At 71.8% G+C, this 22,441-nt stretch carries 18 protein-coding genes; 9 read left to right on the plus strand and 9 right to left on the minus strand.

Translation table 11 applies throughout. The annotated features are described in order from the left end of the window. Positions 1 to 39: 39 nt before the first annotated feature. Together ACFQVD_RS21020 and ACFQVD_RS21025 are read right to left on the minus strand one after the other, a co-directional pair. The gene (locus ACFQVD_RS21020) at positions 40 to 804 is read right to left on the minus strand and encodes an SIS domain-containing protein (RefSeq protein ID WP_343980469.1); all 765 of its coding nucleotides are present in this window, start codon (positions 802 to 804) and stop codon (positions 40 to 42) included. A gap of 2 nt (positions 805 to 806) precedes the next feature. Beyond that, positions 807 to 1,691: a MurR/RpiR family transcriptional regulator gene (locus ACFQVD_RS21025; protein WP_343980466.1), complete on the minus strand. Its 885-nt coding sequence runs from the start codon at positions 1,689 to 1,691 to the stop codon at positions 807 to 809. 189 nt (positions 1,692 to 1,880) lie between these two features. Between ACFQVD_RS21025 and ACFQVD_RS21030 the strand changes: the two genes are divergently transcribed. Then, positions 1,881 to 2,249: a hypothetical protein gene (locus ACFQVD_RS21030; protein WP_343980463.1), complete on the plus strand. Its 369-nt coding sequence runs from the start codon at positions 1,881 to 1,883 to the stop codon at positions 2,247 to 2,249. Between the two features lie 55 nt (positions 2,250 to 2,304). Here the strand turns inward: ACFQVD_RS21030 and ACFQVD_RS21035 are convergent, their stop codons facing one another. Continuing rightward, positions 2,305 to 3,387 (minus strand): thiolase C-terminal domain-containing protein, encoded by a 1,083-nt coding sequence (locus tag ACFQVD_RS21035; protein ID WP_343980461.1) that lies wholly within the window; start codon positions 3,385 to 3,387, stop codon positions 2,305 to 2,307. Between the two features lie 446 nt (positions 3,388 to 3,833). Here ACFQVD_RS21035 and glnII point away from each other — a divergent pair, with 446 nt between their 5' ends. From glnII to ACFQVD_RS21055, 4 genes are all read left to right on the plus strand, one after another. After that, a complete protein-coding gene (glnII, locus tag ACFQVD_RS21040; RefSeq protein WP_343980458.1) occupies positions 3,834 to 4,847 on the plus strand; it encodes a glutamine synthetase in 1,014 nt (337 codons plus the stop codon). A gap of 395 nt (positions 4,848 to 5,242) precedes the next feature. Then, positions 5,243 to 6,151, plus strand: a complete 909-nt coding sequence (locus ACFQVD_RS21045; RefSeq protein WP_343980455.1) for a TrmB family transcriptional regulator — start codon at positions 5,243 to 5,245, stop codon at positions 6,149 to 6,151. An 87-nt stretch (positions 6,152 to 6,238) separates the two neighbouring features. Continuing rightward, on the plus strand, positions 6,239 to 7,885 hold the full coding sequence (locus ACFQVD_RS21050; protein ID WP_343980452.1) for an FAD-dependent oxidoreductase: 1,647 nt from the start codon (positions 6,239 to 6,241) through the stop codon (positions 7,883 to 7,885). 16 nt (positions 7,886 to 7,901) lie between these two features. Next, complete coding sequence (locus ACFQVD_RS21055) at positions 7,902 to 9,323, plus strand: ATP-binding protein (protein ID WP_343980449.1); 1,422 nt, start codon at positions 7,902 to 7,904, stop codon at positions 9,321 to 9,323. 33 nt (positions 9,324 to 9,356) lie between these two features. Here the strand turns inward: ACFQVD_RS21055 and ACFQVD_RS21060 are convergent, their stop codons facing one another. Then, positions 9,357 to 10,616 carry an alpha/beta fold hydrolase gene (locus tag ACFQVD_RS21060; protein WP_343980446.1) on the minus strand — a complete coding sequence of 420 codons (1,260 nt, stop codon included), beginning with the start codon at positions 10,614 to 10,616 and terminating at the stop codon, positions 9,357 to 9,359. 167 nt (positions 10,617 to 10,783) lie between these two features. Between ACFQVD_RS21060 and ACFQVD_RS21065 the strand changes: the two genes are divergently transcribed. From ACFQVD_RS21065 to ACFQVD_RS21075, 3 genes are all read left to right on the plus strand, one after another. Continuing rightward, positions 10,784 to 11,842, plus strand: a complete 1,059-nt coding sequence (locus tag ACFQVD_RS21065; RefSeq protein WP_343980442.1) for an LLM class flavin-dependent oxidoreductase — start codon at positions 10,784 to 10,786, stop codon at positions 11,840 to 11,842. 73 nt (positions 11,843 to 11,915) lie between these two features. After that, positions 11,916 to 13,433, plus strand: coding sequence for an AMP-binding protein (locus ACFQVD_RS21070; protein ID WP_343980439.1), 1,518 nt, complete (start codon positions 11,916 to 11,918; stop codon positions 13,431 to 13,433). A gap of 270 nt (positions 13,434 to 13,703) precedes the next feature. Then, on the plus strand, positions 13,704 to 15,089 hold the full coding sequence (locus tag ACFQVD_RS21075; protein WP_343980436.1) for a GH1 family beta-glucosidase: 1,386 nt from the start codon (positions 13,704 to 13,706) through the stop codon (positions 15,087 to 15,089). A 173-nt stretch (positions 15,090 to 15,262) separates the two neighbouring features. Here the strand turns inward: ACFQVD_RS21075 and ACFQVD_RS21080 are convergent, their stop codons facing one another. The 3 genes from ACFQVD_RS21080 to ACFQVD_RS21090 all read right to left on the minus strand — a co-directional run bounded on the left by ACFQVD_RS21080 (position 15,263) and on the right by ACFQVD_RS21090 (position 19,378). Then, positions 15,263 to 16,492 (minus strand): ROK family transcriptional regulator, encoded by a 1,230-nt coding sequence (locus ACFQVD_RS21080; protein ID WP_343980433.1) that lies wholly within the window; start codon positions 16,490 to 16,492, stop codon positions 15,263 to 15,265. Positions 16,493 to 16,746: 254 nt separating this feature from the next. Further along, positions 16,747 to 18,360, minus strand: a complete 1,614-nt coding sequence (locus tag ACFQVD_RS21085; protein ID WP_343980429.1) for a carboxylesterase/lipase family protein — start codon at positions 18,358 to 18,360, stop codon at positions 16,747 to 16,749. A gap of 94 nt (positions 18,361 to 18,454) precedes the next feature. Then, positions 18,455 to 19,378, minus strand: coding sequence for a cyclase family protein (locus ACFQVD_RS21090; RefSeq protein ID WP_343980426.1), 924 nt, complete (start codon positions 19,376 to 19,378; stop codon positions 18,455 to 18,457). Positions 19,379 to 19,414: 36 nt separating this feature from the next. Here ACFQVD_RS21090 and ACFQVD_RS21095 point away from each other — a divergent pair, with 36 nt between their 5' ends. Beyond that, a complete protein-coding gene (locus tag ACFQVD_RS21095) occupies positions 19,415 to 20,773 on the plus strand; it encodes a serine hydrolase domain-containing protein (protein WP_386271827.1) in 1,359 nt (452 codons plus the stop codon). Between the two features lie 125 nt (positions 20,774 to 20,898). On the opposite strand, the gene ACFQVD_RS21100 is transcribed toward ACFQVD_RS21095, so the two are convergent. Continuing rightward, a complete protein-coding gene (locus ACFQVD_RS21100; protein ID WP_343966550.1) occupies positions 20,899 to 21,690 on the minus strand; it encodes an SDR family NAD(P)-dependent oxidoreductase in 792 nt (263 codons plus the stop codon). Then, the gene (locus tag ACFQVD_RS21105; protein ID WP_343966442.1) at positions 21,690 to 22,310 is read right to left on the minus strand and encodes an isochorismatase family protein; all 621 of its coding nucleotides are present in this window, start codon (positions 22,308 to 22,310) and stop codon (positions 21,690 to 21,692) included. The genes ACFQVD_RS21100 and ACFQVD_RS21105 overlap by 1 nt, the downstream gene beginning before the upstream one ends. Positions 22,311 to 22,441: the final 131 nt, after the last annotated feature.

The following is a 22,441-nucleotide window of genomic DNA, read 5'->3' on the forward strand; positions in this document are numbered from 1 at the left end:
GCTTCCTCCTGGGGGTGGCCTGGAAGTGGCAGGCAGTGGTCAGGCACCTCGCCGGATCCTTCCGGCGTAGCGGTTCTCGAGAACACGGTTGTGCTCGTCTCCGCCGGTCACGTTGGCGGAGCGGTAGATCGGCGGAGTGTGGCCCGCCTCGACGAGCGTGCGCACCACCTCGGCCACGACCATCTGGGCCAGCAGCGCCGAGGTGATCGTGGAGACCGCCCCGAACGTGCCGCCGTCCGGGAGCGGGAGTACCGCGTCGCCGTACGGGGCGCGGTTGTCGAGCACCACGTCGGCGAGGTCGAGCAGCTTGCGGCCCGAGGGGTGGCGCGAGGTCATCTCGGTGCTGTGCCGTACGGAGGTCAGGGCGATCAGGCCGTGCCCCCGCTCCTTGACGATCGAGGCCAGCTCGACCACCGAGCCGTTCACCCCGGAGCTGGAGATCAGCACGAACACGTCCTGCGGCCGGACGGGCGCCAGGTCGTAGATCCGCCGGGCGACCGACGGGTCTCGCTCCAGCTCGCCGGGAGCGCCGAGGAGGGTGCCGACCGGGGCGTCTCCGTACAGGACGACGTCACGCAGGGCCAGACGGTTGCTGGGCACCAGGCCGCCCGCGCGCCCGGCGATCTCCATGGCGATCGCCTCGGAGTGCCCGGAGCCGAACGCCTGGATCACTCCGCCGTCGAGCAGGGAGGTGACCATCAACGCGGCCGCGTCCCGTACCGCGCTCTCCTGGCTCCGGGAGACCTCGTCCACCAGGGCCTTCACCTCATGGACGTACTCGGCGGCCCCGATATTGATGTCCACACTCAGTTCCTCTCCACGCGGTGGCTCTCCAGAGCCCGGATCGTCAGCTCGAACGCCTCGTTGGTCTGCTCGTAGGTGCGCTGCGCGACCGCGACGTAGACGGTGTCGAGGACGAAGAGCTGGGAGTGGACGGCGGCCAGGCCGCCCAGCCGGAAGGTGGTCTCGCGGCTGGCGGTGGTCAGCACCAGCTCCGACAACTCCGCCAGTGGGGAACGGGCGAAGGAGGTGACAGCGACGGTCAGCGCGCCCCGGTCCCCGGCCTCGCCGAGGGACTCCAGCACCTCGCGGGTGCGGCCTTGGTGGGAGATGCCGATGGCGACGTCGCCCTCGCCGAGCAGCGCCGCGTCGGCGAGCGCCTCGTGCGCGTCGGCGTGGCTCCAGCAGGGGACCCGGATGCGGCGCAACCGCCCGCCCATCATCCCGGCCACCGCCCCGCTGGTGGAGACCCCGAAGATGAGGACGCGGCGGGCCGCGACGATGGCCTCGGCGACCTTGGCGACGGTGCCCGCGTCGAGTTGGGCCGCGGTCTCCTGGATGAGCCGCGAGTCGGCGGCGGCCATCACGCCGATCGCCGCGTCGAGCGGGTCGGTGGGGCCGATCTCGTGGCCCACCCCCATGTCCCAGTTGGCCTGCGCCGCACGGCCGGTCTCGGTGGCCAGCGCGACCCGTAGCCCGGCGTACCCCGCGAAACCGAACACCCTGCAGAAACGGGTGACCGTGGCGGGCGAGCTGCCGCTCCGCTCGGCCAGCGTGATGATCGTGGATCGTGCCGCCTCCGCGGGGTCGGCCAGGATCGCCTCCCCCACCCGGCGCAGTGCCTCCGGCAGCGCGGGCGTCTCGGTCTGGATGCGTCCGAGCGCACCTGCGGCCACAAGCATTCCTTTCATCAAGAATCATCTGGGTGAAAATTATTCTCAACTCGGGGCCACGTCAAGACCATCGGGGGCATAGTGGAGGGCGTGACACCGGTGGCTCCGGAGCCCGTGGAGAAGTTCCGACAACCTCCGCCGCCTTTCGAGCGTCGTTCATGGCAGAGGTTCCAGAAAAGGAGCCGCCCGACGGAGGCGAACCCCACGATGACTCCACGTCCGGCCGACACGCCGCATCAGGTTTCCGGTGCGCACGTCCACGACGAGCTGGCCGCCCGGCGCGCCCGGCGCGCCCGGGACCAGAGACTGCGCAACGACCCGCACCTCCGGCTGCTCGAACGCGAGCACGGAGTCCGCTTCACGGTCGAGGAGCTCCAGGCCGCGGACCGGCAGGCCCAGGAGACGCGGGCGCCGCGCCACGAGGAGCCGACGCTGGACGAGGAGACGCGCTCCCTGCAGCTGCTCGTCTGGCGCCGCCTGGGCCCGAGGGGGTTCCAGGGGTTCATGCGGGATCTGGAGGAGATGGAGGCCGAGCTCGCCAGGTCTCGGGAGGACGACTGGGACGAGTCCAGCTGAGCCCGTCCGGCCCCGCGCCCGCCATGCTCCGCCGAGTGGTCGACCCGACGTGACCTCAGCCGGGACGGACCAGCAGGGCCGCGCTGCCGTAGCTGCCGCCGAACCCGGTCACCAGCGCGGTCTCGCGACCCGCCCTGAGCTCCCTCACCGCCTGTGCCACGTTGTTCAGCCCGTGCACGTACCCCTCCGACAGCAGGCCGCCGTGCGGATTGACCCGGGCGTGGTGGCGGGCGAGGAGGAACTCGCCCAGCTCGGCCCGGCGGGCCAGGCCGAAGTCCTCCAGTTGCCGGGGCACCAGCCAGGAGTAGGCGTCGTAGAGCAGGGCGACGTCCACGTCCCGGGGCCGCATGCCCGACGTCTCCCACAGGGGGGCCGCGACATGGGCGGAGAAGACCGCGGTGACGTCGGGCGAACGGTCCATGGACGAGCAGCCCGGCCCTCCTCCTCTGACCACGGCGTGGATCCGGGGAGCCTCAGGGGCGAGCCGCGCGTCGCGGATCACCAGCGCACAGGCGCCGTCCGTCTCCTGGCAGCAGTCGACGGTCCGCAGCGGTGCGCAGACGTACGGCCTGGCCAGGTACTCCTCCAGTGAGAGCGGATCGCGCCGCAGGGCACGCGGGTTGGCCGCGGCGTTGTCGCGCGACTGGGCGACCACCGCGTGCAGATGCTCCTCTCCCAGACCGGTCTCGTGCAGGTAGCGCTGCGCCGCCAGGGCGAACATCGGGATCGGTCCCGCCATGCCGTACGGGATCGTGAAGCGCTCCTGCGGGCCGGTGGAGACGGTGTTCATGCGCCTGCCCGAGCGGCCGTTCAGCGCCCGGTAGACCAGCACGCTGCTCGCGACGCCGCAGGCGATGAGCATCGCCGCGTCGCCGAGGATGGACGCCGCCTGGGTGCCGCCGCCGGAGATGTCGTTGTGCCAGCCCAGCCTTTCGATCCCCAGTGCCCTCGCGACACCGACCACGGGGACCGAGTCGTTCATGTGGTAGCTGAGGACCGCGTCGACCTGCCCGGCCGCCAGGCCGGCGTCGGCCAGCGCGGCGCGGGACGCCTCGACGGCGAGTTCCAGCTCGGTCCTGCCCGAGGCCCGCGTCAGGGCCGTCATCCCGAGGCCCGCGACGGCCGCCCTACCTCGCATCCGACTCCTGACAGATCGGGTCGCCCGCCGAGACGGGGCGCGATCCGTCCCGGCGGACGACGTCCGTGGACCGCCGGGACGTCGTGGACGCGGGCGGATCTCGGCCATCGCCCGTCACGGTAACGCGGCCCTCGCTCTTAGGCAAGCGCTTGCTCGGTTAACTGGGCGACGGACCGGCCCGGAGGCGAAGGGCCGGCCGCCCTCGACCTCCGCCCGCCGTTCCGCGGCACGCCGTCTCCCGCGCGGTGGACGGCCACATCGCGCCGATCGTCCGGCAAAAGGGCAGCTCACAGGGGCAGAGAGCGGCATGTGCGGTTTTCCGGGCGGCCGCTGCCTGCCCGGATGAAGCCGGGTAACACTCTGTTCACATACGGGCAACAGCTGCGAAATCGCGACTTGCGAGTCTTTGGTGGCAGCAGACACCTCCACCCTCAAGGACTCCGCCGATGACCTTCAAGGCCGAATACATCTGGATCGACGGTACCGAGCCGACCGCCAAGCTCCGCTCAAAGACCAAGGTCATGGCGGACGGTGCCGAACTCCCGATCTGGGGCTTCGACGGATCCAGCACCAACCAGGCCGACGGTTCCTCCTCGGACCGCGTGCTCAAGCCGGTGTTCACCTGCCCGGACCCGATCCGCGGCGGCGGCAACGTGCTGGTGCTGTGCGAGGTGCTCAACCCCGACATGACCCCGCACGCCAGCAACACCCGCGCGGCCCTCGCCGAGGTCGCGGAGAGGTACGCCGCCCAGGAGTCGTGGTTCGGCATCGAGCAGGAGTACACCTTCTTCAAGGAGGGTCGTCCGCTCGGCTTCCCGCTCGGCGGTTTCCCCGCTCCGCAGGGTGGTTACTACTGCGGCGTCGGCGCCGACGAGGTCTTCGGCCGCGAGATCGTCGAGAAGCACCTCGACTACTGCATCGAGGCGGGCCTGGCCATCTCCGGCATCAACGCCGAGGTCATGCCCGGACAGTGGGAGTTCCAGATCGGCCCGGCCGGCCCCCTGGAGGTCTCCGACCACATGTGGATCGCCCGCTGGCTGCTCTACCGCACCGCCGAGGACTTCAACATCGCCGCCACCCTGGACGCCAAGCCGGTGAAGGGTGACTGGAACGGCGCGGGCGCGCACACCAACTTCTCCACCAAGGCGATGCGCGAGGGCTACGACCCGATCATCACCGCCTGCGAGGCCCTCGCGGCGAACGCCCTGGAGCACGTCAAGTACTACGGCGCCGGCATCGAGGACCGTCTCACCGGCCTCCACGAGACCGCCCCCTGGAACGAGTTCAGCTACGGCGTCTCCGACCGCGGCGCCTCGGTCCGCATCCCCTGGCAGGTCGAGGTGGAGAAGAAGGGCTACATCGAGGACCGGCGTCCGAACGCCAACGTCGACCCTTACCTGGTGACCCGCCTCATCGTGAACACCTGCTGTTCCGCTCTGGAGAAGGCCGAGCAGGTCTGATCCCGACCGAAGAACGCGAAGGCCGCGAACGTCCTGCCGGGGGCGTCCGCGGCCTTCCGCTTTCCCCGGCGGCGACCGCACGGTGGCCGGCGCCGGTGGACCGAAATATCAAACCCCAAATAAAAGCAAAATGTCGGCATACCGCCCCTCGGGTCGGTCCGTCGTCCGGTTCCGCGCCCCTACCACCCCGGCGGGAACGGCCTCTCGCCCCGCCCTGCCGATACAGGCGGGCGCCAAGCCCGCGACCGTCTCGAACGTGGGAACCACAAACGGGGAGGCGATTCACCGGCCGGGTAAACCCGATGGCCGCCAACCCGGGTGCGTGACGAAAATCCCACGAAACAGCTGCTTTAGGACAGCGCTAAAGGGGTAGCTTGCGCCGTACCATAACTGCGATGCAGGACGTAGTGGAGCAATTACAGCGTTTGGGGATGTCGGGCTACGAGGCCAAGGCGTACGTCACCCTGGTCGGTGCCGGCAAGCCTCTCAACGGCTACGAGGTCGCCAAGCGTTCAGGCGTGCCACGCAGCATGGTCTACGCGACCCTGGGCAAGCTGGTGGCCAAGAGCGCGGCCTACGAGTTGCGTGGCGCCGACGACACCGTCGACTACCTGCCGCTGCCACCGCGCTCCCTGCTGGAACGCATGCGCCGGGAGTTCGACGACTCGATCGAGTCGCTGGAGGTCTCGCTGCCCGTGATCGTGGCGTCCCCCAGGGCCCACCTGATCCACAGCCTCAAGGGTTCGGAGGCACTGCTCGCGCGGGCCGAGGACGTGGTGGCCGAGGCGCGCACCGACCTGTTCCTGTCGATCTGGCCCGAGGAGATGGAGCGGCTCTCCCCGCTGGTCGGGCGGGCCGTCGAGCGCGGGGTCGAGACCGCGGTGGTGCACTTCGGATCGGCGCGGAAGCCGGTCGGCGGCTTCTACGAGCACCGTTTCCCCTCCCCGTGCGCGACCGCCGAGGAGCAGGAGGGGCAGGCGGGCCAGGCGGGCCAGGACCACCGGCTGCTGGTCGTCACCGGCGACCGGCGGGAGACCCTGGTCGGCGGCTTCTCCGGCGGCACCGTGTGGGGCGTCTACACCGAGGACCCGGCCGTCGTCGCGATGGCCGTCCAGTACGTCAGGCAGGACATCGCCCTGCAGATCATCGCCGACCGGATCGGTCACGAGAACATGCGCGAGCTCTGTGCCGGCGACCCCGAGCTCAGGCGCTTCCTCACCGGACACGGCTGCGCCACCGCGCTGCTACACGCCGCCGGGATGCCCGGTGCTCCCGATTCCACGCCCGATGGACGGTTGCTTTAACACGAATATGACATCCTTCGGAGGGATTATCCCCATATCGAGGGCCGCTATCTTGGGGGAAGACAGCAGATGGATAAACCGGTCATCATGACGGTCGACGACGATCCGGGGGTATCCCGCTCCGTCGCGCGCGACCTGCGGCGCCGCTATGGCCATTCCTACCGGATCGTCCGGGCCGACACCGCTGCCCAGGGCATCGAGAGCGTCCGCGAACTTCGGCTCCGCGGGGACGACGTCGCGGCGATTCTCGCCGACTACCGGATGCCCCAGATGAACGGCGTGGAGTTCCTGGAACAGGCCATGGACCTGTACCCGTACGCCCGCCGCGTGCTGCTGACCGCCTACGCCGACACCGAGGCCGCGATCCAGGCGATCAACGTGGTCGACCTCGACCACTACCTGCTCAAGCCGTGGGATCCGCCGGAGGAGAAGTTCTACCCGGTGCTGGACGCCCAGCTCGACGCCTGGCAGCGCACCGACCGGCGCGAGTCCGACGAGCTGCGGGTGGTGGGCGCGCGCTGGTCGGCTCCCTCGTACGAGGTCAGGGACTTCCTGTCGCGCAACCAGGTGCCCTACCGCTGGATGCTGGACGACTCCCCCGAGGGCGCCGAGCTGCTCGCGGCGGCCGGGGAGAAGGCCGACACGGGTCCGGCCAGGGTGCCGCTGGTCGTCACCGGCGACGGCGCGAAACTCAGCGCGCCGAGCCTGTCCGAGCTGGCCCAGGCCGTCGGGCTGTCCACCGCGCCGGCCACCGACTTCTACGACCTGATCGTGATCGGGGGCGGCCCCGGCGGGCTGGGCGCCGCGGTCTACGGCGCCTCCGAGGGACTGCGCACGGTGATGGTCGAGCAGCACGCCTCGGGCGGGCAGGCGGGCCAGAGCTCCAGGATCGAGAACTACCTGGGCTTTCCCGACGGCGTCTCCGGCGCGCAACTCGCCGACCGGGCCAGGCGCCAGGCCCTGAAATTCGGCGCCGAGCTGCTCACCGCCCGCACGGTCACCAGCCTTGAGGTCAAGGGGCAGGCCCGGGTGGTCGGCTTCGCCGACGGCGGCACGATCGCGGCGCACACCGTCATCCTGGCCACCGGCGTCTCCTACCGGCGGCTCGACGCCCCCGGCCTCGACGACTTCATCGGCTCCGGCTGCTACTACGGCGCGGCCGTGACCGAGGCACCCGAGTGCGCCGACCGCGAGGTCTACATCGTCGGCGCCGCCAACTCCGCCGGGCAGGGCGCGGTCTACCTGTCGGGGTACGCCAGCAAGGTCCACCTGGTCGTCAGGGGCGACGGGCTGGAGCGGACCATGTCGCACTACCTGATCGAGCAGATCTCGCAGATCCCGAACATCGAGGTGCTCACCGAGACCGAGGTGGTCGGCGCCGAGGGCGAGGGGCACCTGGAGCGGATCACGCTGAAGGGCCCGGACGGCGAGCGCACGGTCGGGGCCGAGTGGCTGTTCGTCTTCATCGGCGCCGAGCCGTTCACCGACTGGCTCGGCGAGACCGTCGAGCGCGACGCCAGGGGCTTCGTGCTGACCGGCCCCGACCTGACCGCCGACGAGAGCAGGCCGCGCAACTGGCCGCTCCGGCGGGAGCCGTACCACCTGGAGACGAACGTTCCCGGGGTGTTCGCCGCCGGCGACGTCCGGGCCGACTCGATCAAGCGGGTCGCCTCCGCGGTCGGCGAGGGCGCGATGGCCGTGGCCCTCGTCCACCGCTACCTGGAGAAGACCTGATCGGCAAGGAGGTCACATGATCGACACGGATGTGCTCCGCGGGCTGTTCCTCTTCGAGAGGCTCGACGAGGACAAGCTCCGCTGGCTCGCCGAACACGGGACCGAGGAGGAGTACGGGGCGGGCGAGCCGATCGTCAGGCAGGGTGATCCGGCCGACTGCTTCGCCGTGCTCATCGACGGCGAGGTGATGATGGTCACCGAGACCCCCGCCGGACCGGTCACGATGACCCCGACCTCGCAGCCCGGCGTCTACGCCGGCGCGGTCCTGGCCTACCTGGGCGACCGCGCCCCGGCCACCTACGCCCACTCGCTGCGCGCCACCAAACCGACCCGCATGTTCATGCTCCCGGCCAGGAAGTACGGCATGATCATGGCCGAGTGGTTCCCGATGGCGGTGCATCTGCTGGACGGGGCCCGTCTGGGCGGGCTGGCGCAGCGGGAGCTCATCGACCGGCGGCAGCGGCTGACCGCGCTCGGCACGATCACCGCCGGGCTCACCCACGAGCTCAACAACCCGGCCGCGGCGGCGGTACGGGCCGTGGACGACCTGCGGGTGAAGGTACGGAGTTCGCGCAGGCGGCTGGCCGCACTGGCGGAGGAGGGCATCGAGCCCGAGCGGCTGCGCGAGTTGGTCGACCTGCAGGAGGCGTGCGCCGACAGCACCTCGAAGGCGCCGCCCCGCTCGCCGCTGGAGACCTCCGACGCCGAGGACGAGCTGTCCGAGGCGCTGGAGGAGGCCGGGGTCTCGGACGCCTGGGAGATCGCGCCGGCGCTGGTGGCGGCCGGGTTCGAGGTCGGCAGGCTCGACGCCGTCCGCGAGGCGATCGGCGACCGGCACCTGGACGCGGCGATGCACTGGCTGTCGGAGGCCACCGAGATCTCCCAGATGCTGAACGAGGTGACGGACGCGACCGAGCGGATCTCCTCGCTGATCGCCTCCGCCAAGCAGTACTCCCAGATGGACCGGGCGCCCTACCAGACGGTGGACGTGCGGGAGCTGCTCGACAGCACCCTCACCATGTTCCGCGGCAAGATCCCGCCGGGGATCACCATCGCCACCGACTACGACCCCGGGCTGCCGCCCATCCCCGCCTACGCGGGGGAACTCAACCAGGTGTGGACCAACCTGATCCACAACGCGCTGGACGCGATGACCGGCAGCGGTGTCCTGACCGTCCGCACCCGCCTCGAACACGACACGATCGCGCTGATCGAGATCTGCGACACCGGCCCCGGCGTCCCCGAGGCCCTGCGCGAGCGGATCTTCGAGCCGTTCTTCACCACGAAGTCGGTGGGCGAGGGCACCGGGCTCGGCCTGGACATCTCCTTCCGCATCGTCGCCGGTCGTCACGGCGGCGACCTGCGCGTGGAGTCGAAGCCCGGCGACACCCGCTTCCAGGTGCGCCTCCCCGTCACCGAGACGTCCGTCCCGGCCTGATCCGGCACCGCCGGGCGCCGGGGTCGCCGGGCCTCAGGAGCCGTGGACGCCGCCCGCGATGTCCATCAGGCGGGCGAGGACCTTGCCGCCGGAGACCCGGACGCCGTCGTGCTCCCACTCGTTGGTCACCCAGGTCCGCACGTTGCCCACCGCGCGCGCGGTGCGCATGGACAGCCCCTCGTCGACGTACATGTCGTCGTAGTAGACGGCGGCGACCACCGGGACCCGGTTGGCGGCCAGCCGGGCCGGGTCGTAGAGGGCGGGCCAGCCGGAGACGGTGGCGAGGATCTCGGCGGCGCCCCTGAAGGGGCGGAGCGCGGCGATCTCGTCGAACATCCAGGGGTAGATCATCTCCCCGGTGGGGAGCGTCGGTCCCGCGTCCTCGTGGAACTCCTCGGGCAGCAGCCGGTGCGCGGCCCAGTCCGTGGCGGCGCCCTGGGCGTAGATCGACTCGTGCAGGACCGCGTAGAGCGGGTTGCCGACGAAACCGGTGGCCATCATGACCTCGTACCGGAAGAGGTCGGAGAGCCTGCCGCCGGTCCAGGCCTCCTCCAGCAACCAGTGCAGGTATTCGGCGCCGTCGCTCATCCCCAGGCACATGCCGAGGGTCTGCAGGCGGCGTACGGTCAGCACGTCGCCGTCGGGGAGCGAGACCTCGTGCAGGCGCAGGTGGGCGGCTATCGCGTCCAGGCGGCCCGAGTCCTGCGGGTAACGGGCGAAGTAGCGGCGCACCTTGTCCAGGACCCGCGGGTAGGTGCGGGAGTAGACGTCGTCGGCGGTGGCGTCGAGCCCGGCCAGGCCGCCGGTCACGTAGCAGGTCGCCAGGCCCTCGGGGGCCAGCGAGAGGTAGGTCAGCGTGATGAAGCCACCGTAGCTCTGGCCGAGGGTCTCCCACGGCCGGTCACCGGCGAGCTCTCGCCGGATCAGCTCGGCGTCGGCCACGATCGAGTCGGCGCGGAAGTGCCCGAGGCGGGCGGCGAGCTCGGCGTCCGTGCCGCGCACCGTCTTCGCGGTGACGGGGGTGCTGCGGCCGGTCCCCCGCTGGTCGAGCAGGAGGACGCGATGGGTCTTCAGCGCCTGCCCCAGCCACCCCTCCGCGGCGGTCGGGCGCGGCGACTTGCCGCCGGGACCGCCCTGCAGGAAGAGCAGCCACGGCAGGTCATCCCGCCGCCTGGCCGGGTCCACCGCCTCCCGGGCGAAGACCTCGATCGTCTCGCCACCGGGGTCGGCGTGGTCGAGGGGAACGGTGAACACGTGGTCGGTGAGCGCCACACCGGGCAGAAGGACAGTCACCCCGGAAAACTACCCGACCCCGTGGCCGTCGTTTCCTGGCGGGCGCGGCACTTCCCCGGAGGCGGAGAACTGATACGCTTCCCAAGCGAGCGCTTGGTTTCGCGCGGCCTGCCGCGACCGAGACCGCGGAACGGGACAGCCGGAGACGACCGCCAGGGGACAAGCCGATGAAGTTCTCGACCTTCCATCTCTTCCACCGGTTCGACGGCCAGAGCTTCAAGGATGTCTACGACTACCATCTCGAACTGGTCGAGCTGGCCGAGGAGCTGGGCTTCCACGGCGTACGGCTGGCCGAGCACCACTTCCGCGACTACGGAGTGGTCCCGAACCTGTTCACCATGCTGGCCAACATGGCCGCGCGCACCGAGCGGCTCCGGCTGGGCACCGGCATCGTGGTGCTGCCGCTGCACAACCCGATCCACGTCGCCGAGGAGGCGGCCATGGTGGACGTGCTCTCCGGCGGGCGGCTGGAGCTGGGCATCGGGCGCGGCTACCAGAGCTTCGAGTTCGAGGGCTTCGGCATCGACCTGGCCGAGGCCCGCGACCGGTTCAACGAGGCGCTGGAGGTCGTCCTCGGCCTCTGGGGCAGCCCCGCCTTCCGGCACGAGGGCAAGTTCTACCGGACCGGCACCGAGGTCGAACTCGTCCCCCGGCCGCTCCAGACCCCGTCCCCGCCGATCCATGTGGCCGCCGTGTCCCCGGAGACCGTGACCATGTACGCCGAGCGCGGCCTGCCCATCCTGGCCGACCCGGCGGCGCCGTTCCGCAAGGTGGTCAAGGCGGCGGAGACCTGGCGGACGACCGCGGAACTGGCCGGGCACGACGTGACCGGGCACGAGCTGGTGGTCGCGCGCAGCGTCTACGTCGCCGCCACGGCGGAGGCGGCCCGCGAGGACCAGGCCAGGTTCGAGGCGGGGTTCGACCGAAGCCGGATCTTCAACGAGAAGAGCGCCCCGATCGACCCCAGGACCGGCAAGGCCGCACAGGGCTTCGAGTACTACCAGGACCGCTACCTCAAGGGCGGCTCGGTCTCCAACGACTTCCGCTGGGAGCAGCTGGAGGTCATCGGCGACCCCGAGCGGGTGATCGGCCAGATCCGGCTGCTGCGGGACGCCGGATTCGCCAACCTGCTCTGTGACTTCGGCAGCACCAGGCCGATGCCGCTGGAGAAGATGAAGAAGGTCATGCGGTTCTTCGCCGCCGAGGTCATGCCGGCCTTCAAATGATCCGTCCCCGTACGGCTCGCACCGGCCGAGGCGGGAGGGCGCGGGCCGTACGCCACCCCCACCAGGAGGCGCGATGATCCACCAGTTGACCCTGTCCGACGTCCTCGCCGAACACGCCCGCAGCCGCCCCGGGGTGACCGCGGTGGTGGACGGCGAGCTGCGGCTCACCTATCCCGAACTGGACGCGCGGGTCACCCGCCTGGCGGGCGCGCTGGCCGCGCGGGGCGTGACGGCCGGGGAGCGGGTGCTCTGGCTGGGCAGGAACGACCACGCGGTGCTCGAACTGCTGCTCGCCTCGTCCAGGCTCGGCGCGATCCTCTGCCCGGCCAACTGGCGGCAGTCGGCCGAAGAGCTCTCCTTCGTCCTTTCCGACCTCGCTCCGAAGGTCGTCGTCTGGGAGGAGTCCGAGGTCGCCGCCCCGCTGAGCGGCGAGGACTGGATCCTCGCGGGGGCGGGCTACGAGGCGTTCCTGGCCGGCGGGTCCCCGGACGCCGTGCCGGACGGGTTCGCCGACGGCGCCGACGACGCCGACGACGCCGACGACACTGCGCCGGTGCTCGCGCTCTACACCGCCGCCTTCGACGGCCGCCCCAACGCGGCGCTGCTCAGCAGCGCCGCCCTGGTCGCGCACAGCACCTCGCTGCTGGTGGTGCGGCAGATGGAGCCGGGCTTCACCTTCCTGAACAGCGGCCCGCTGTTCCACGTGGGCACGATGATGTTCTGCCTGGCCACACTCCAGATCGGCGGGACGAACGTGTTCACGCCGGCTTTCGACGCCGAGGAGGTCTGCCGCCTCGTCGACGCGGAGAAGGTCACCCAGGCGTTCCTGTTCGGGCAGATGATCGACGCGGTGGTGAAGGCCAACGAGGGCGGCAAGTACGACCTGACGTCGCTCCGCTTCGTCTCCCACTCGGCCGAGTGGGACGCCATGACGAGCGTGGACGACTCCCCCTGGTGCCGGTCGAAGATGGGCGGCTACGGGCAGACGGAGGTGGCCGGGATGCTGACCTTCCTGGGTCTCGCCCCGGGTGCCTCGGGGTTCGCCGGACGGCCGTCACCGCTGGTCCAGGTGCGCATCCTCGCCCCTGACGGCGACGAGGTGCCCGCGGGAGAGGTGGGCGAGATCTGCGCCCGCGGCAAGTCCCTTTTTTCCGGATATTTCAACAGACCTGAGCTCAATGAGGCGAAGAGCCGCGGGGGCTGGCACCACACCGGCGACCTCGGCCGCCGCGAGGCCGACGGCACGATCACCTTCATCGGCCCCCGGCTCCGCATGATCAAGTCCGGCAACGAGAACATCTACCCGGCCGAGGTCGAGCGGGTGCTGAAAACCCATCCCGCCGTCGCCGACGCCGCGGTCATCGGTGTCCCCGACGAGCGGTGGCGGCAGGCGGTGAAGGCCGTCGTGGTCCTCCGGGACGGGGCCGACGCCTCCGCCGAGGAACTCGTCGAGCATGTGCGGGGCGGCCTCGCCTCGTACAAGAAGCCACGGCAGGTGGACTTCGTGGCGGCCATTCCCAAGAAAGGCTTCACCCCCGACTACGACGCCCTCGACGCCGCCCACGGCGGGGGCGGCTACCCCGGCACCTGACGGTCCCGCGCGGTCCGCGACGAGAGCCGGCTCCCCGGAGCCGGCTCTCGTCGGCCGTTCCGGCACGACTCGGCGACTCCGTCTTGACGCGGACGGAGCTTTTCCACTTAAATTTCATTATGAATTAAGATTCAAAGTTGAGCGGCCACCACTCCCCTCGGGCGCCCGAAGAGCGCGGGAGGGTGGAACGGCACCCCTGCCGTCGATCGTCGACCCGACGCCGCCCGACAGGCGCCCCATCCGCGTGACCACGCAAGGAGCAGTCAAAGGATGACCCAGACCGACGACCGGACCGGCACCGGCCTGGCCCTGTTCCCCCCCGGTTTCCGCTGGGGGGTCGCCACCGCGGCCTACCAGATCGAGGGCGCCGCCGCGGAGGACGGCCGCACCCCCTCCATCTGGGACACCTTCGCCAGGACCCCCGGCCGGGTGCACCTCGGGCAGACCGGCGACATCGCCTGCGACCACTACCACCGCTACGCCGACGACGTGGCCCTCATGCGGGACCTCGGCATCGACACCTACCGCTTCTCCGTCTCCTGGCCCCGGATCAGGCCCGACGGCACGGGGCCGGTCAATCCCCTCGGCCTGGACTTCTACGACCGGCTGACGGACACCCTGCTGGCCGCCGGCATCGCGCCCATGGTCACCCTGTACCACTGGGACCTGCCACAGTGCCTGGAGGACCGGGGTGGCTGGACCGTGCGGGAGACCGCCCACCACTTCGCCGAGTACGCCGGAGCGGTGTACGACCGGCTCGGAGACCGGGTCAGGACCTGGACCACGCTCAACGAGCCGTGGTGCTCGGCCTTCCTCGGGTACGCCACCGGCGATCAGGCGCCCGGCAGGACCGAGCCGGACGCGGCCTTCCGTGCGGCGCACCACCTGCTGCTCGGCCACGGTCTGGCGGCCCGCGCCCTGCGCGCGGCGGGAGCCCGGGAGATCTCGATCACGGTCAACCTCACCCCGGTGTCCCCCCGCGACCCGCAGGACCGGCACGACGTCGCGGCGGCCGGGCTCGTCGACGGCCTGCACAACCGGATCTTCCTCGACCCGATCCTCAACGGCCGCTACCCCGCCGACATGCTGGAGCACATGGCCCGCTTCACCACTCTGGAGCACATCGCCGACGGCGACGAGGAGCTGATCGGCGCCCCGATCGACCTGCTGGGAGTCAACTACTACGCGCCGACCCTCGTCGCGGCGAAGGTGGGCACGCCCTCCTCGGACCGCTTCCCCGGCACCGAAGGCGTCGAACACCTCGACCCCGGCCTGCCGGTGACCGCCATGGGCTGGCCCGTCGAGGCCGACGGCCTGCGCAGGCTCCTCGTGCGGCTGGCGCGGGACTATCCCGCCACCCCGCTGATGATCACCGAGAACGGGGCGGCCTACCACGACTCCGCCGAGGACGGCCGGGTGGCCGACGCCGAGCGCGTCGACTACCTGCGCACCCATCTGCTCGCCGCCCACCGGGCGATCGGCGAGGGAGCCGATCTGCGCGGTTACCTGGCCTGGTCGCTGATGGACAACTTCGAGTGGGCGTACGGCTACGAGAAGCGGTTCGGGCTGGTCCGCGTCGACTACGACACCCAACGCCGCATCCCCAAGGACAGCGCCCTGTGGTACAGCGGTGTCATCGGCAGGAACGGGATCTGAGGCGACGTTCCCCGCGTCTCCGTCCCCGGGAGAGGCCCGGGGAACCCGGGGACACCGCGTCGGGCCCCGGGTGGGCTCGTACTCGGTGGGTGCCGCAGGTCCGCGGACCGGTGATCGCCGCCGGAAAAGTACCGGGCGGGGTCGACGGTCGCGGCACCCGGCGCGGAGACCGGTCAGCCGTGCGCGGGCCCGGCCGCCCGCGCCGGGGTCTCGTCCCGCCCCGCGGGGCGCACCGCGTGGCTGCGCAGCAGGAAGTCCTCGACGACCAGGGTGGCCGCGCCCAGGGCGACCGCCTCGGGGCCGAGCCGGCCCAGCTCGATCGACGCCTGCGAGAAGGGCAGGGGCAGGGCGTACCTGGCGGCGGCGGCACGGATCTCGGTGAGGAACTCCCGCCCGAGCAGGGACCCGGCCCAGCCGCCGAGGATGACGCGCTCGGGATTGAACAGGTTGATGAGGTCGGCCAGCCCCGCCCCGAGACAGCGGACGGCCTCCTCGAACGCGGGCCTGGCCAGCGGGTCGGCGAGAAGCGCGGCGAAGACGCTCTCCTCGTCGTCGTCCCCCAGTTCCCTGCCCGCGCCGGCGAGGATCGCCTCGGCGCCGACGTACGCCTCCAGGCAGCCCTGGCTGCCGCAGCGGCAGGGGCGCCCATCGAGGACGATCTTCGTATGGCCCCACTCCCCCGCGCCGTTCGCCGTTCCCCGGTAGGTGACGCCGCCGTTGATGACGCTCGCCCCGGCGCCGGTGCCGATGAAGGTCATGACCAGGTGCTGGGCGCCCTTGCCCGCCCCGAACCAGAGCTCGGCCTGGCCGGTGGTCTTGACCCCGTTGTCGGCGAAGACCGGGATCGAGGTGCCCTCGCGCAGCAGCGCGCCCAGCGGTACGCCGTCCCAGCCGAACGCGCGGGCGTGGATGAGCAGGTCCGGCCCCTGCTCGGCGACACCCGGGACGCCCAGCCCCATGCCGAGCACCTCGGACTCGTCCGCCCCCGCCTCCGACAGGACCGCCTCCAGCCCGTCGAGGATGTGACGGGCCACCACGGCGGGCTCGTGGTGGCTCGGGTCGAGGGCGAACTCCTTCCTCGCCCGCTCCCGCATCGCCAGGTCGTACAGCTCGACGCGGACGCGGGTCTCCCCGACCCCCACCCCGACCACGTACCCGTACGAGGGGTCGACCCTGAGCATGATCCGCGGCCGCCCGCCGTCGGAGTCGACGGAACCGGTCTCGACCACGATGCCGTCCGCGATGAGGCCGCCGATCACGTTGCTGACCGTCGCGGCGCTGAGACCAGTGGCCTGGGCCAGGTCGTGCCTGCTCAGCTCGTTGGCGAAATACAACGTCCACAGGACCACGGACCGGTTGCCCTTCCGCACATCACGGAGGGTCCCCCGCTGTGGACGGCTCATGCTTCTCCCCGGGGAAGTAATTTCAAATGTTAGTACAACTACTACTCTAGCCACTCGCGGACAATGCCCACCGAGCACACTCCTGCCCGGCGGGGGCGCGCCGCACCCGCGCCGGACGCGAGGAGAGTTTCCCAGGTCGCACGGGGAATCGCCACGTCCGGCACAGACCCGTGGAACCGTCTCGAAGGCACCGCTCCGCCCGCCGCCCTCCCGGCCTGATCCGGTCAGGACGGTGACGGTCAGGACGGTGACGGTCAGGACGGTGACGGCCAGAAGGCGAGGTTGTGGTCGGCGGCGTAGTCGACGGGCCACACCGCGCCCGGCTCCAGTGACTGGGTGTACGGGACGCGCGCGGCGCCGTCGAAACGCTCCCAGCGGGGCAGTCCCGCGCCGTTGGGATCGCCGGTGCGGGCGAAGTTGGTCCAGTAGGCGATCATCTGGTCGGACAGCCTCCGCTGCGCCGGGGTCAGTGTGACGTTCCGCTCGGCGAACAGGTACGGCAGGTCAGCCGCGTGAAAGGCGCCGAAGGGGAAGTCCGTCCTCAGCGGCAGGAACATCGGGGCCCGCCGGTCGGCGAACCGGTAGGCGTAGAGGGGGGCCTTCCGGCTGAGCAGCCTGTTCTGCTCGAAGGTCGCGCGAGCCCACATCCTGTCGGTGATCACGGCGGCCCAGGCCAGCGACGGCGAGCCGTACCCGGCGGGCGGGTACTCCGCGGCCACCCGCGCCGCGTCCGCGCCGAAGGCGGTGCGCAGCAACCTGCCGTAACCCCTGGCGGTGATCGGCCTGCCCGCCAGGTCGTACCGCATGCCGACGAAGAGCCGATGCTCATCGCGGGTCGCCCCGGAGATCACCGGGACCGGGTGCCCGCGACCCGCCCGCAGTTCCGCGGACGGCAACCGGGGCAGCGTCTCGTTCCCGTACGCGTAGCTCTGGAACATGTTCATGATCTGCGGGACCTTGAGGATCCGCTCCACCGGCAGGGCGCGCAGACACCGGAGGTCCTCGCAGCCGAGCATCGGGGCCACGTACCCGCCCATCTCCTCGACCTCTCCGGCGGTGCGCCAGGCAAAGGCCGGGTAGCCGGGCACGCCCTCGCCCATGCTCCCGGCGAGCATGTCCATCATCCCCTCGCCGCTCTGCAGGACGGCCCGGTCGAACAGCCCTTCGGCCCCCGGCGAGGTCAGGTGCCCGCCGATGCTCAGCGCGCCCCACGAGACGCCGAACACCGTCACGTTCCCCGGATCCCCGCCGAACGCGGCGGCGTTGCGGCGTACCCAGCGCAGGGCCGCCTGCTGGTCCTGCAGCCCGTAGGTGCCGGAACCCGCGAGCCCCGGGTAGCCGAACCCGCCGAACACCCCGAGCCGGTAGTTGATCGTGACGACCACCACGTCCCCCCTGGTGACCATGGCCCGCACGTCGGTGAGGTCTCCCGAGCCCAGGGCCCCGTCCCCGTGGATCCACACCATGACCGGCCTGCCCTCGCCCGAGGGGGCCGGGGTGCGCGGCGCCGTCACGTTGAGGAACAGGCAGTCCTCGTCGGAGCCGGCGACCTTCGCGTAGTCGCTCCCGACCTGGGGGCACCTGCCGCCCGGCCGGGTGGCGTCCCTGATTCCCGGCCAGGGGGCGACCGGCCGGGGAGAACTCCACCTCAGTTCGCCGACCGGCGGGGCCGCGTAGGGGATGCCCTGGAAGATCCGGTGTTCGGCGGTCACCGTACCCCGCACGGCTCCGGCATCGGTCCGCACCGTGTTCCCGCCGTTGTTCCCGCCGTTCCCGCCGTCCTTCTCCGGCGTCCCCGCCCTCGGTGCGCCCCCGCACGCCGAGAGCAGGACCGCCGCCACCAGGGCGGCCGTCAGTTTTCCTGTCATGCCCTCCACGCTGTCAAGGGCCGGCCGGACCGGGCAGATCCATCGGTACGGAATGCTCGACGACAAATGTCCCGGTGCCCGGGAAACGGCCCCCTCAGAGGATCGCCAGCGGGTTGATCGGGCTTCCCGTGCCCCCCTCGATCCTCAGCGGGGCCGCGACGAAGACGAACTCCCCGCCGCCGCGGCCGGCGCAGGCCGCGCCCAGTTCCTCCAGCGAGAGCATCTCGGCCAGGTGGATGCCGTGCCGCCAGAGCAGGATCAGGTGCAGATCGTCCGCCAGGTCCTCGTCGGCGAGCTGGCGGGCGTTGAGGCCCCCGATGGCGGCGTTGTCCGAGGCGACCACGGCGACGTCGCGGGCGGCGAGCCACCTGCCGCCGTCCGCGGACAGGCCCGGCTGGCCCGCCCAGTAGTCCTGCGGCGACCCCTCCCAGACCAGCGGCCATCCGGTGCGGACCACCGCCACGTCGCCGGGGCGCACATCGTCGTGGATCTCCGCCAGCAGGTCGCCGGAGACGCGAAAGTCCACCGGCAGGTGGTCGAGGCCGAGATGGCGGGGGACGTCGAAGAGCACCCCCCGGGCGACGACCCCGCCCGCGGTCTCGATGCCGCAGCGGGTGGCCCCGTAGGACCTGACCCTGGCGGCGGGGTGCCCGTTGTAGAGCTCCTCCCCCGCCCACATGTGGCAGAGCGCGTCCATATGGGTCGTGGTGCCGTGCTGGGTGACCATCAGGGCGTCGTCGGCCATCCGCAGCCCGGCCCCGATCGGGCGGGTGCCGGCCGCGTAGTCGCCGCCGTCCACGGACATGAAGTGCTGCGGCAGCGGGCGGCCCCGCAGGTGCGGGACCGTCGTGGGGGCGGGCGAGGAGGTGGCGCCCCTGATGGGCATGGCCAGGCTGATCACCTGGCCGGTGACGGCGGAGGCGAGGGCGGCCAGGACCGTGCCGGGGGTCAGTAGGTTGAGGGTGCCACGCTGGTCTCCTGGGCCGAATCGGCCCCAGTTGTTAGGCTCGGCTACCAAGCAAGTGCTCACTTTCTAAAGATGCGGGGACGGACGATGACTGCGGACGGTGTGATCGAGGGTCGGGCGGACACGTACGGGCACTGCGATCCCCGGTTCTCCCGGGTGCGGGAGGTGTTCGACGCGCACTTCGCCGGCGGCGAGGAACTGGGCGCGGCGTTCGCGGTCTTCCTGGACGGCGAACCCGTCGTGGACCTGTGGGGCGGGGTCGCCGACCGCCACAGCGGGCGGCCCTGGGAGCGTGACACCCCCGTGCTGGCGTACTCGTGCACCAAGGCGGTGACCGCGACGGTCGCGCTGCTGCTGGCCGAGCGCGGGCTGCTCGACGTCGCCGCCCCGGTCGCGGACGTCTGGCCGGAGTTCGCGCGGCACGGCAAGGAGCGCGTCACCGTCGAGCACCTGCTCACCCACCAGGCGGGGCTGCCCGTGATCGAGGAGCAGGTCCCGGTGGAGGAGTTCGGCGACCAGGCCGCCATCGCCGACCGGCTGGCCGGCCAGGCGCCGATCTGGGAGCCGGGCACCGCGCACGGCTACCACGCGCTGACGTACGGGTTCCTGGTCGGCGAGGTGGTCCGCAGGGTGTCGGGCGGCTCCGTGGGCGAGCTGGTGGCCGCGGAGATCTCCGGGCCGCTCGATCTGGAGCTCCAGGTTGGCGCCGGTGACGACGCGGTCGAGCGGGCGGCCCGGCTGTCCGCCCGGGAGCGCGCGAGGCCCTCCGCCCCGGCATCCGCCGAATCCGCGCCGGCGGGCGCGGCGGATCAGGCCGGACAGGTCACCGGCACCGCGCGGGCCGCGGCGGACGGGCGGGCCGGTGACGGCGCGGCAGGCGGTCCCGCGACGGTCTCCACGGCGGCGGAGTTGCCGGGACACGGACCCGGGGACCCGGTCTACGAGATGGCCAGGGCCTCGCTCGACAGGAACAGCCTGATGAACCGGGCGCTGGGCAACCCGCCGATCCACCGGCTGCCCGGCGGCGCCAACAATCCGGTCGTCCTGCGGGCCGGCTGGCCCGCGATGGGCGCCGTCACCAGCGCCCGGGGACTGGCCGGGTTCTACCGCGACCTGGTGGCGGGGCGGATCGTGGGCCCGGAGACCCTGCGCGACGCGACGCGCAGGAGGGTGCACGGCCCGGACAGGGTGATGTTCATCGACAGTTCCTTCGGGCTGGGCTACATGCGTCCGGCGATGACCTTCCTCACCCCCGCCGGCGGCGCGGAGACCGCCTTCGGCCACACCGGTCTCGGCGGGTCGCTGGGCCTCGGCGACGCCGAGCACGGCCTGGGCATGGCGTACACGATGAACAGGATGGCGGGCGCCGTCTCCGGCAGCCTCCGCGCCTACCGCCTGGCCGAGGCCGTCTACGAGTCGCTCCCCCAGGGCCGCCCCACGCGCTGAACCCCGCGGGGACGCCTCCGGGGAGGACTCCGGCGGCGCCCCCGGCGGGAGGGCCGTGTCGCGACGCTCCCGCCGGTCGGCGGGACCGGTTCCCGGGTGCCGCCGTCGGCCCCTCGTCCGGGGTGTCAATGCATCGTGACGCCGCCGCTGACCGACAGGGTCTGGCCCGTGACGTAGGCGGCCCTGTCGGTGCAGAGGTAGGCGACCATCCCGGCGACGTCCTCGGGGGCGCCCAGACGGCGCAGCGGGATGCCCCTGGCGATCCTGTCGACCAGTCCCGGCCTCTCCGCGTCCACCCGGCGGAGCATCGGGGTGTCGGTGGGCCCCGGGCAGACCACGTTGGAGGTGACGTTCCCCCGGGCCGCCTCCCTCGCCAGGGTCTTGGCCAGGCCGAACAGTCCCGCCTTGGTCGCGGCGTACGCGCCCTCGCCGCCGGAGCCGGCCCGCGCCCCGTCCGAGGAGACGAAGACCAGGCGGCCCCAGCCGCGCTCGATCATCCCGGGCAGCAGGAGGCGGGTGAGCAGCATCGGGGCGCGCAGGTTGACCCGCCACATCAGCTCCCAGCCTTCGGGGTCGCCGGTGACGAACGGCTCGACGATCGACACCCCGGCGTTGTTGACCAGGATGTCCACCGGCCCGGCCCGCCCGCAGAAGTCCTCGATGGACGCCGGGTCCGCCAGGTCGACCCGCAGGGCCGTGGCCGGGGCCCTCGGCCCCCTCGGCACCCCGGCCCCGGGGCCCAGGCCGATCGACTCGCTGTTCAGCTCGTCGGCGACCGCCGCGGCGCCGGACTCGTCCACGTCGGCCACCACGACCCCGGCCCCGAGCGCGGCGAGGTCGCGGCAGACCGCGGCGCCGATCGCCCCGGCTCCCCCGGTCACCACCGCCGTGCGTCCGTCCAGCCTCAGGCCGTCGATCACTTCCAGACCTCCACGATGTCGGCGGCCCGCACCCGCGCGGCGAGCAGGCTCACGGTGTGCCTCAGCACCGCCTGCGCGTAGTCGTCGGGGACTCCCGCCACGGCGTCGGTCACCACCGCCACCCGGTAGCCGAGGTTGACCGCCTCCAGGGCGAGCCCGGGGATGCCGAGGTTGAGGGAGAACCCCACGGCGACGACCGTCGAGACGCCGAGCGAGCGCAGGGTCATGTCCAGCGACGTCCCGGTGAAGGGCGAGAAGCCGTGGTGGCGGCGCGACTCCAGGTCGCCGGGATCGCGCAGGCCGGGCAGCACCTCGACCGCCCCGCTGCCCTCCAGCATGTGCGCGGGGTCCTTGAGCAGGGCCGCGATGAAGGGGCTGTTCGCGGTGTGCGATCCGGCGCGGTCGGCACGGAAGGCCGCGGTGCAGTGGATCACCGGCACCCCGGCCGCGCGGGCCGCGGCCAGGACCGCGGCGGCGTTGGCCACCACGTCGCGCCGGGCGCACACCTCCACCAGGTCCGGGAACCTCGCGAGATCTCCGGCGACGCCGCGCTGCATCTCCATCACCAGCACCGCGCTGCGGTCCGGCGCGGCGAGCGCGCCCAGATCGACGGCCATGCGACCTCCACTAACCCGAGCGCTTGCTTGGTTAACGATCGGAGCCTAACACGCGACCGGATCGACCACCGAGCACGATCCCGATCGTTACCCTTCGCAAAAGTTGACCAACCGTGACAACCAACCCCATG

The organism is Streptosporangium amethystogenes subsp. fukuiense (assembly GCF_042665875.1).
In the GTDB taxonomy this organism is placed as follows: domain Bacteria; phylum Actinomycetota; class Actinomycetes; order Streptosporangiales; family Streptosporangiaceae; genus Streptosporangium; species Streptosporangium fukuiense.

Bases quoted from the DNA above. Each gene is read 5' to 3' on its own strand.
- ACFQVD_RS21025 (WP_343980466.1), bottom strand. From the start codon at position 1,691: ATGAAAGGAATGCTTGTGGCCGCAGGTGCGCTCGGACGCATCCAGACC.
- ACFQVD_RS21030 (WP_343980463.1), top strand. From the start codon at position 1,881: ATGACTCCACGTCCGGCCGACACGCCGCATCAGGTTTCCGGTGCGCAC.
- ACFQVD_RS21035 (WP_343980461.1), bottom strand. From the start codon at position 3,387: ATGCGAGGTAGGGCGGCCGTCGCGGGCCTCGGGATGACGGCCCTGACG.
- glnII (WP_343980458.1), top strand. From the start codon at position 3,834: ATGACCTTCAAGGCCGAATACATCTGGATCGACGGTACCGAGCCGACC.
- ACFQVD_RS21045 (WP_343980455.1), top strand. From the start codon at position 5,243: ATGCAGGACGTAGTGGAGCAATTACAGCGTTTGGGGATGTCGGGCTAC.
- ACFQVD_RS21050 (WP_343980452.1), top strand. From the start codon at position 6,239: ATGACGGTCGACGACGATCCGGGGGTATCCCGCTCCGTCGCGCGCGAC.
- ACFQVD_RS21055 (WP_343980449.1), top strand. From the start codon at position 7,902: ATGATCGACACGGATGTGCTCCGCGGGCTGTTCCTCTTCGAGAGGCTC.
- ACFQVD_RS21065 (WP_343980442.1), top strand. From the start codon at position 10,784: ATGAAGTTCTCGACCTTCCATCTCTTCCACCGGTTCGACGGCCAGAGC.
- ACFQVD_RS21070 (WP_343980439.1), top strand. From the start codon at position 11,916: ATGATCCACCAGTTGACCCTGTCCGACGTCCTCGCCGAACACGCCCGC.
- ACFQVD_RS21075 (WP_343980436.1), top strand. From the start codon at position 13,704: ATGACCCAGACCGACGACCGGACCGGCACCGGCCTGGCCCTGTTCCCC.
- ACFQVD_RS21080 (WP_343980433.1), bottom strand. From the start codon at position 16,492: ATGAGCCGTCCACAGCGGGGGACCCTCCGTGATGTGCGGAAGGGCAAC.
- ACFQVD_RS21085 (WP_343980429.1), bottom strand. From the start codon at position 18,360: ATGACAGGAAAACTGACGGCCGCCCTGGTGGCGGCGGTCCTGCTCTCG.
- ACFQVD_RS21095 (WP_386271827.1), top strand. From the start codon at position 19,415: ATGACTGCGGACGGTGTGATCGAGGGTCGGGCGGACACGTACGGGCAC.
- ACFQVD_RS21105 (WP_343966442.1), bottom strand. From the start codon at position 22,310: ATGGCCGTCGATCTGGGCGCGCTCGCCGCGCCGGACCGCAGCGCGGTG.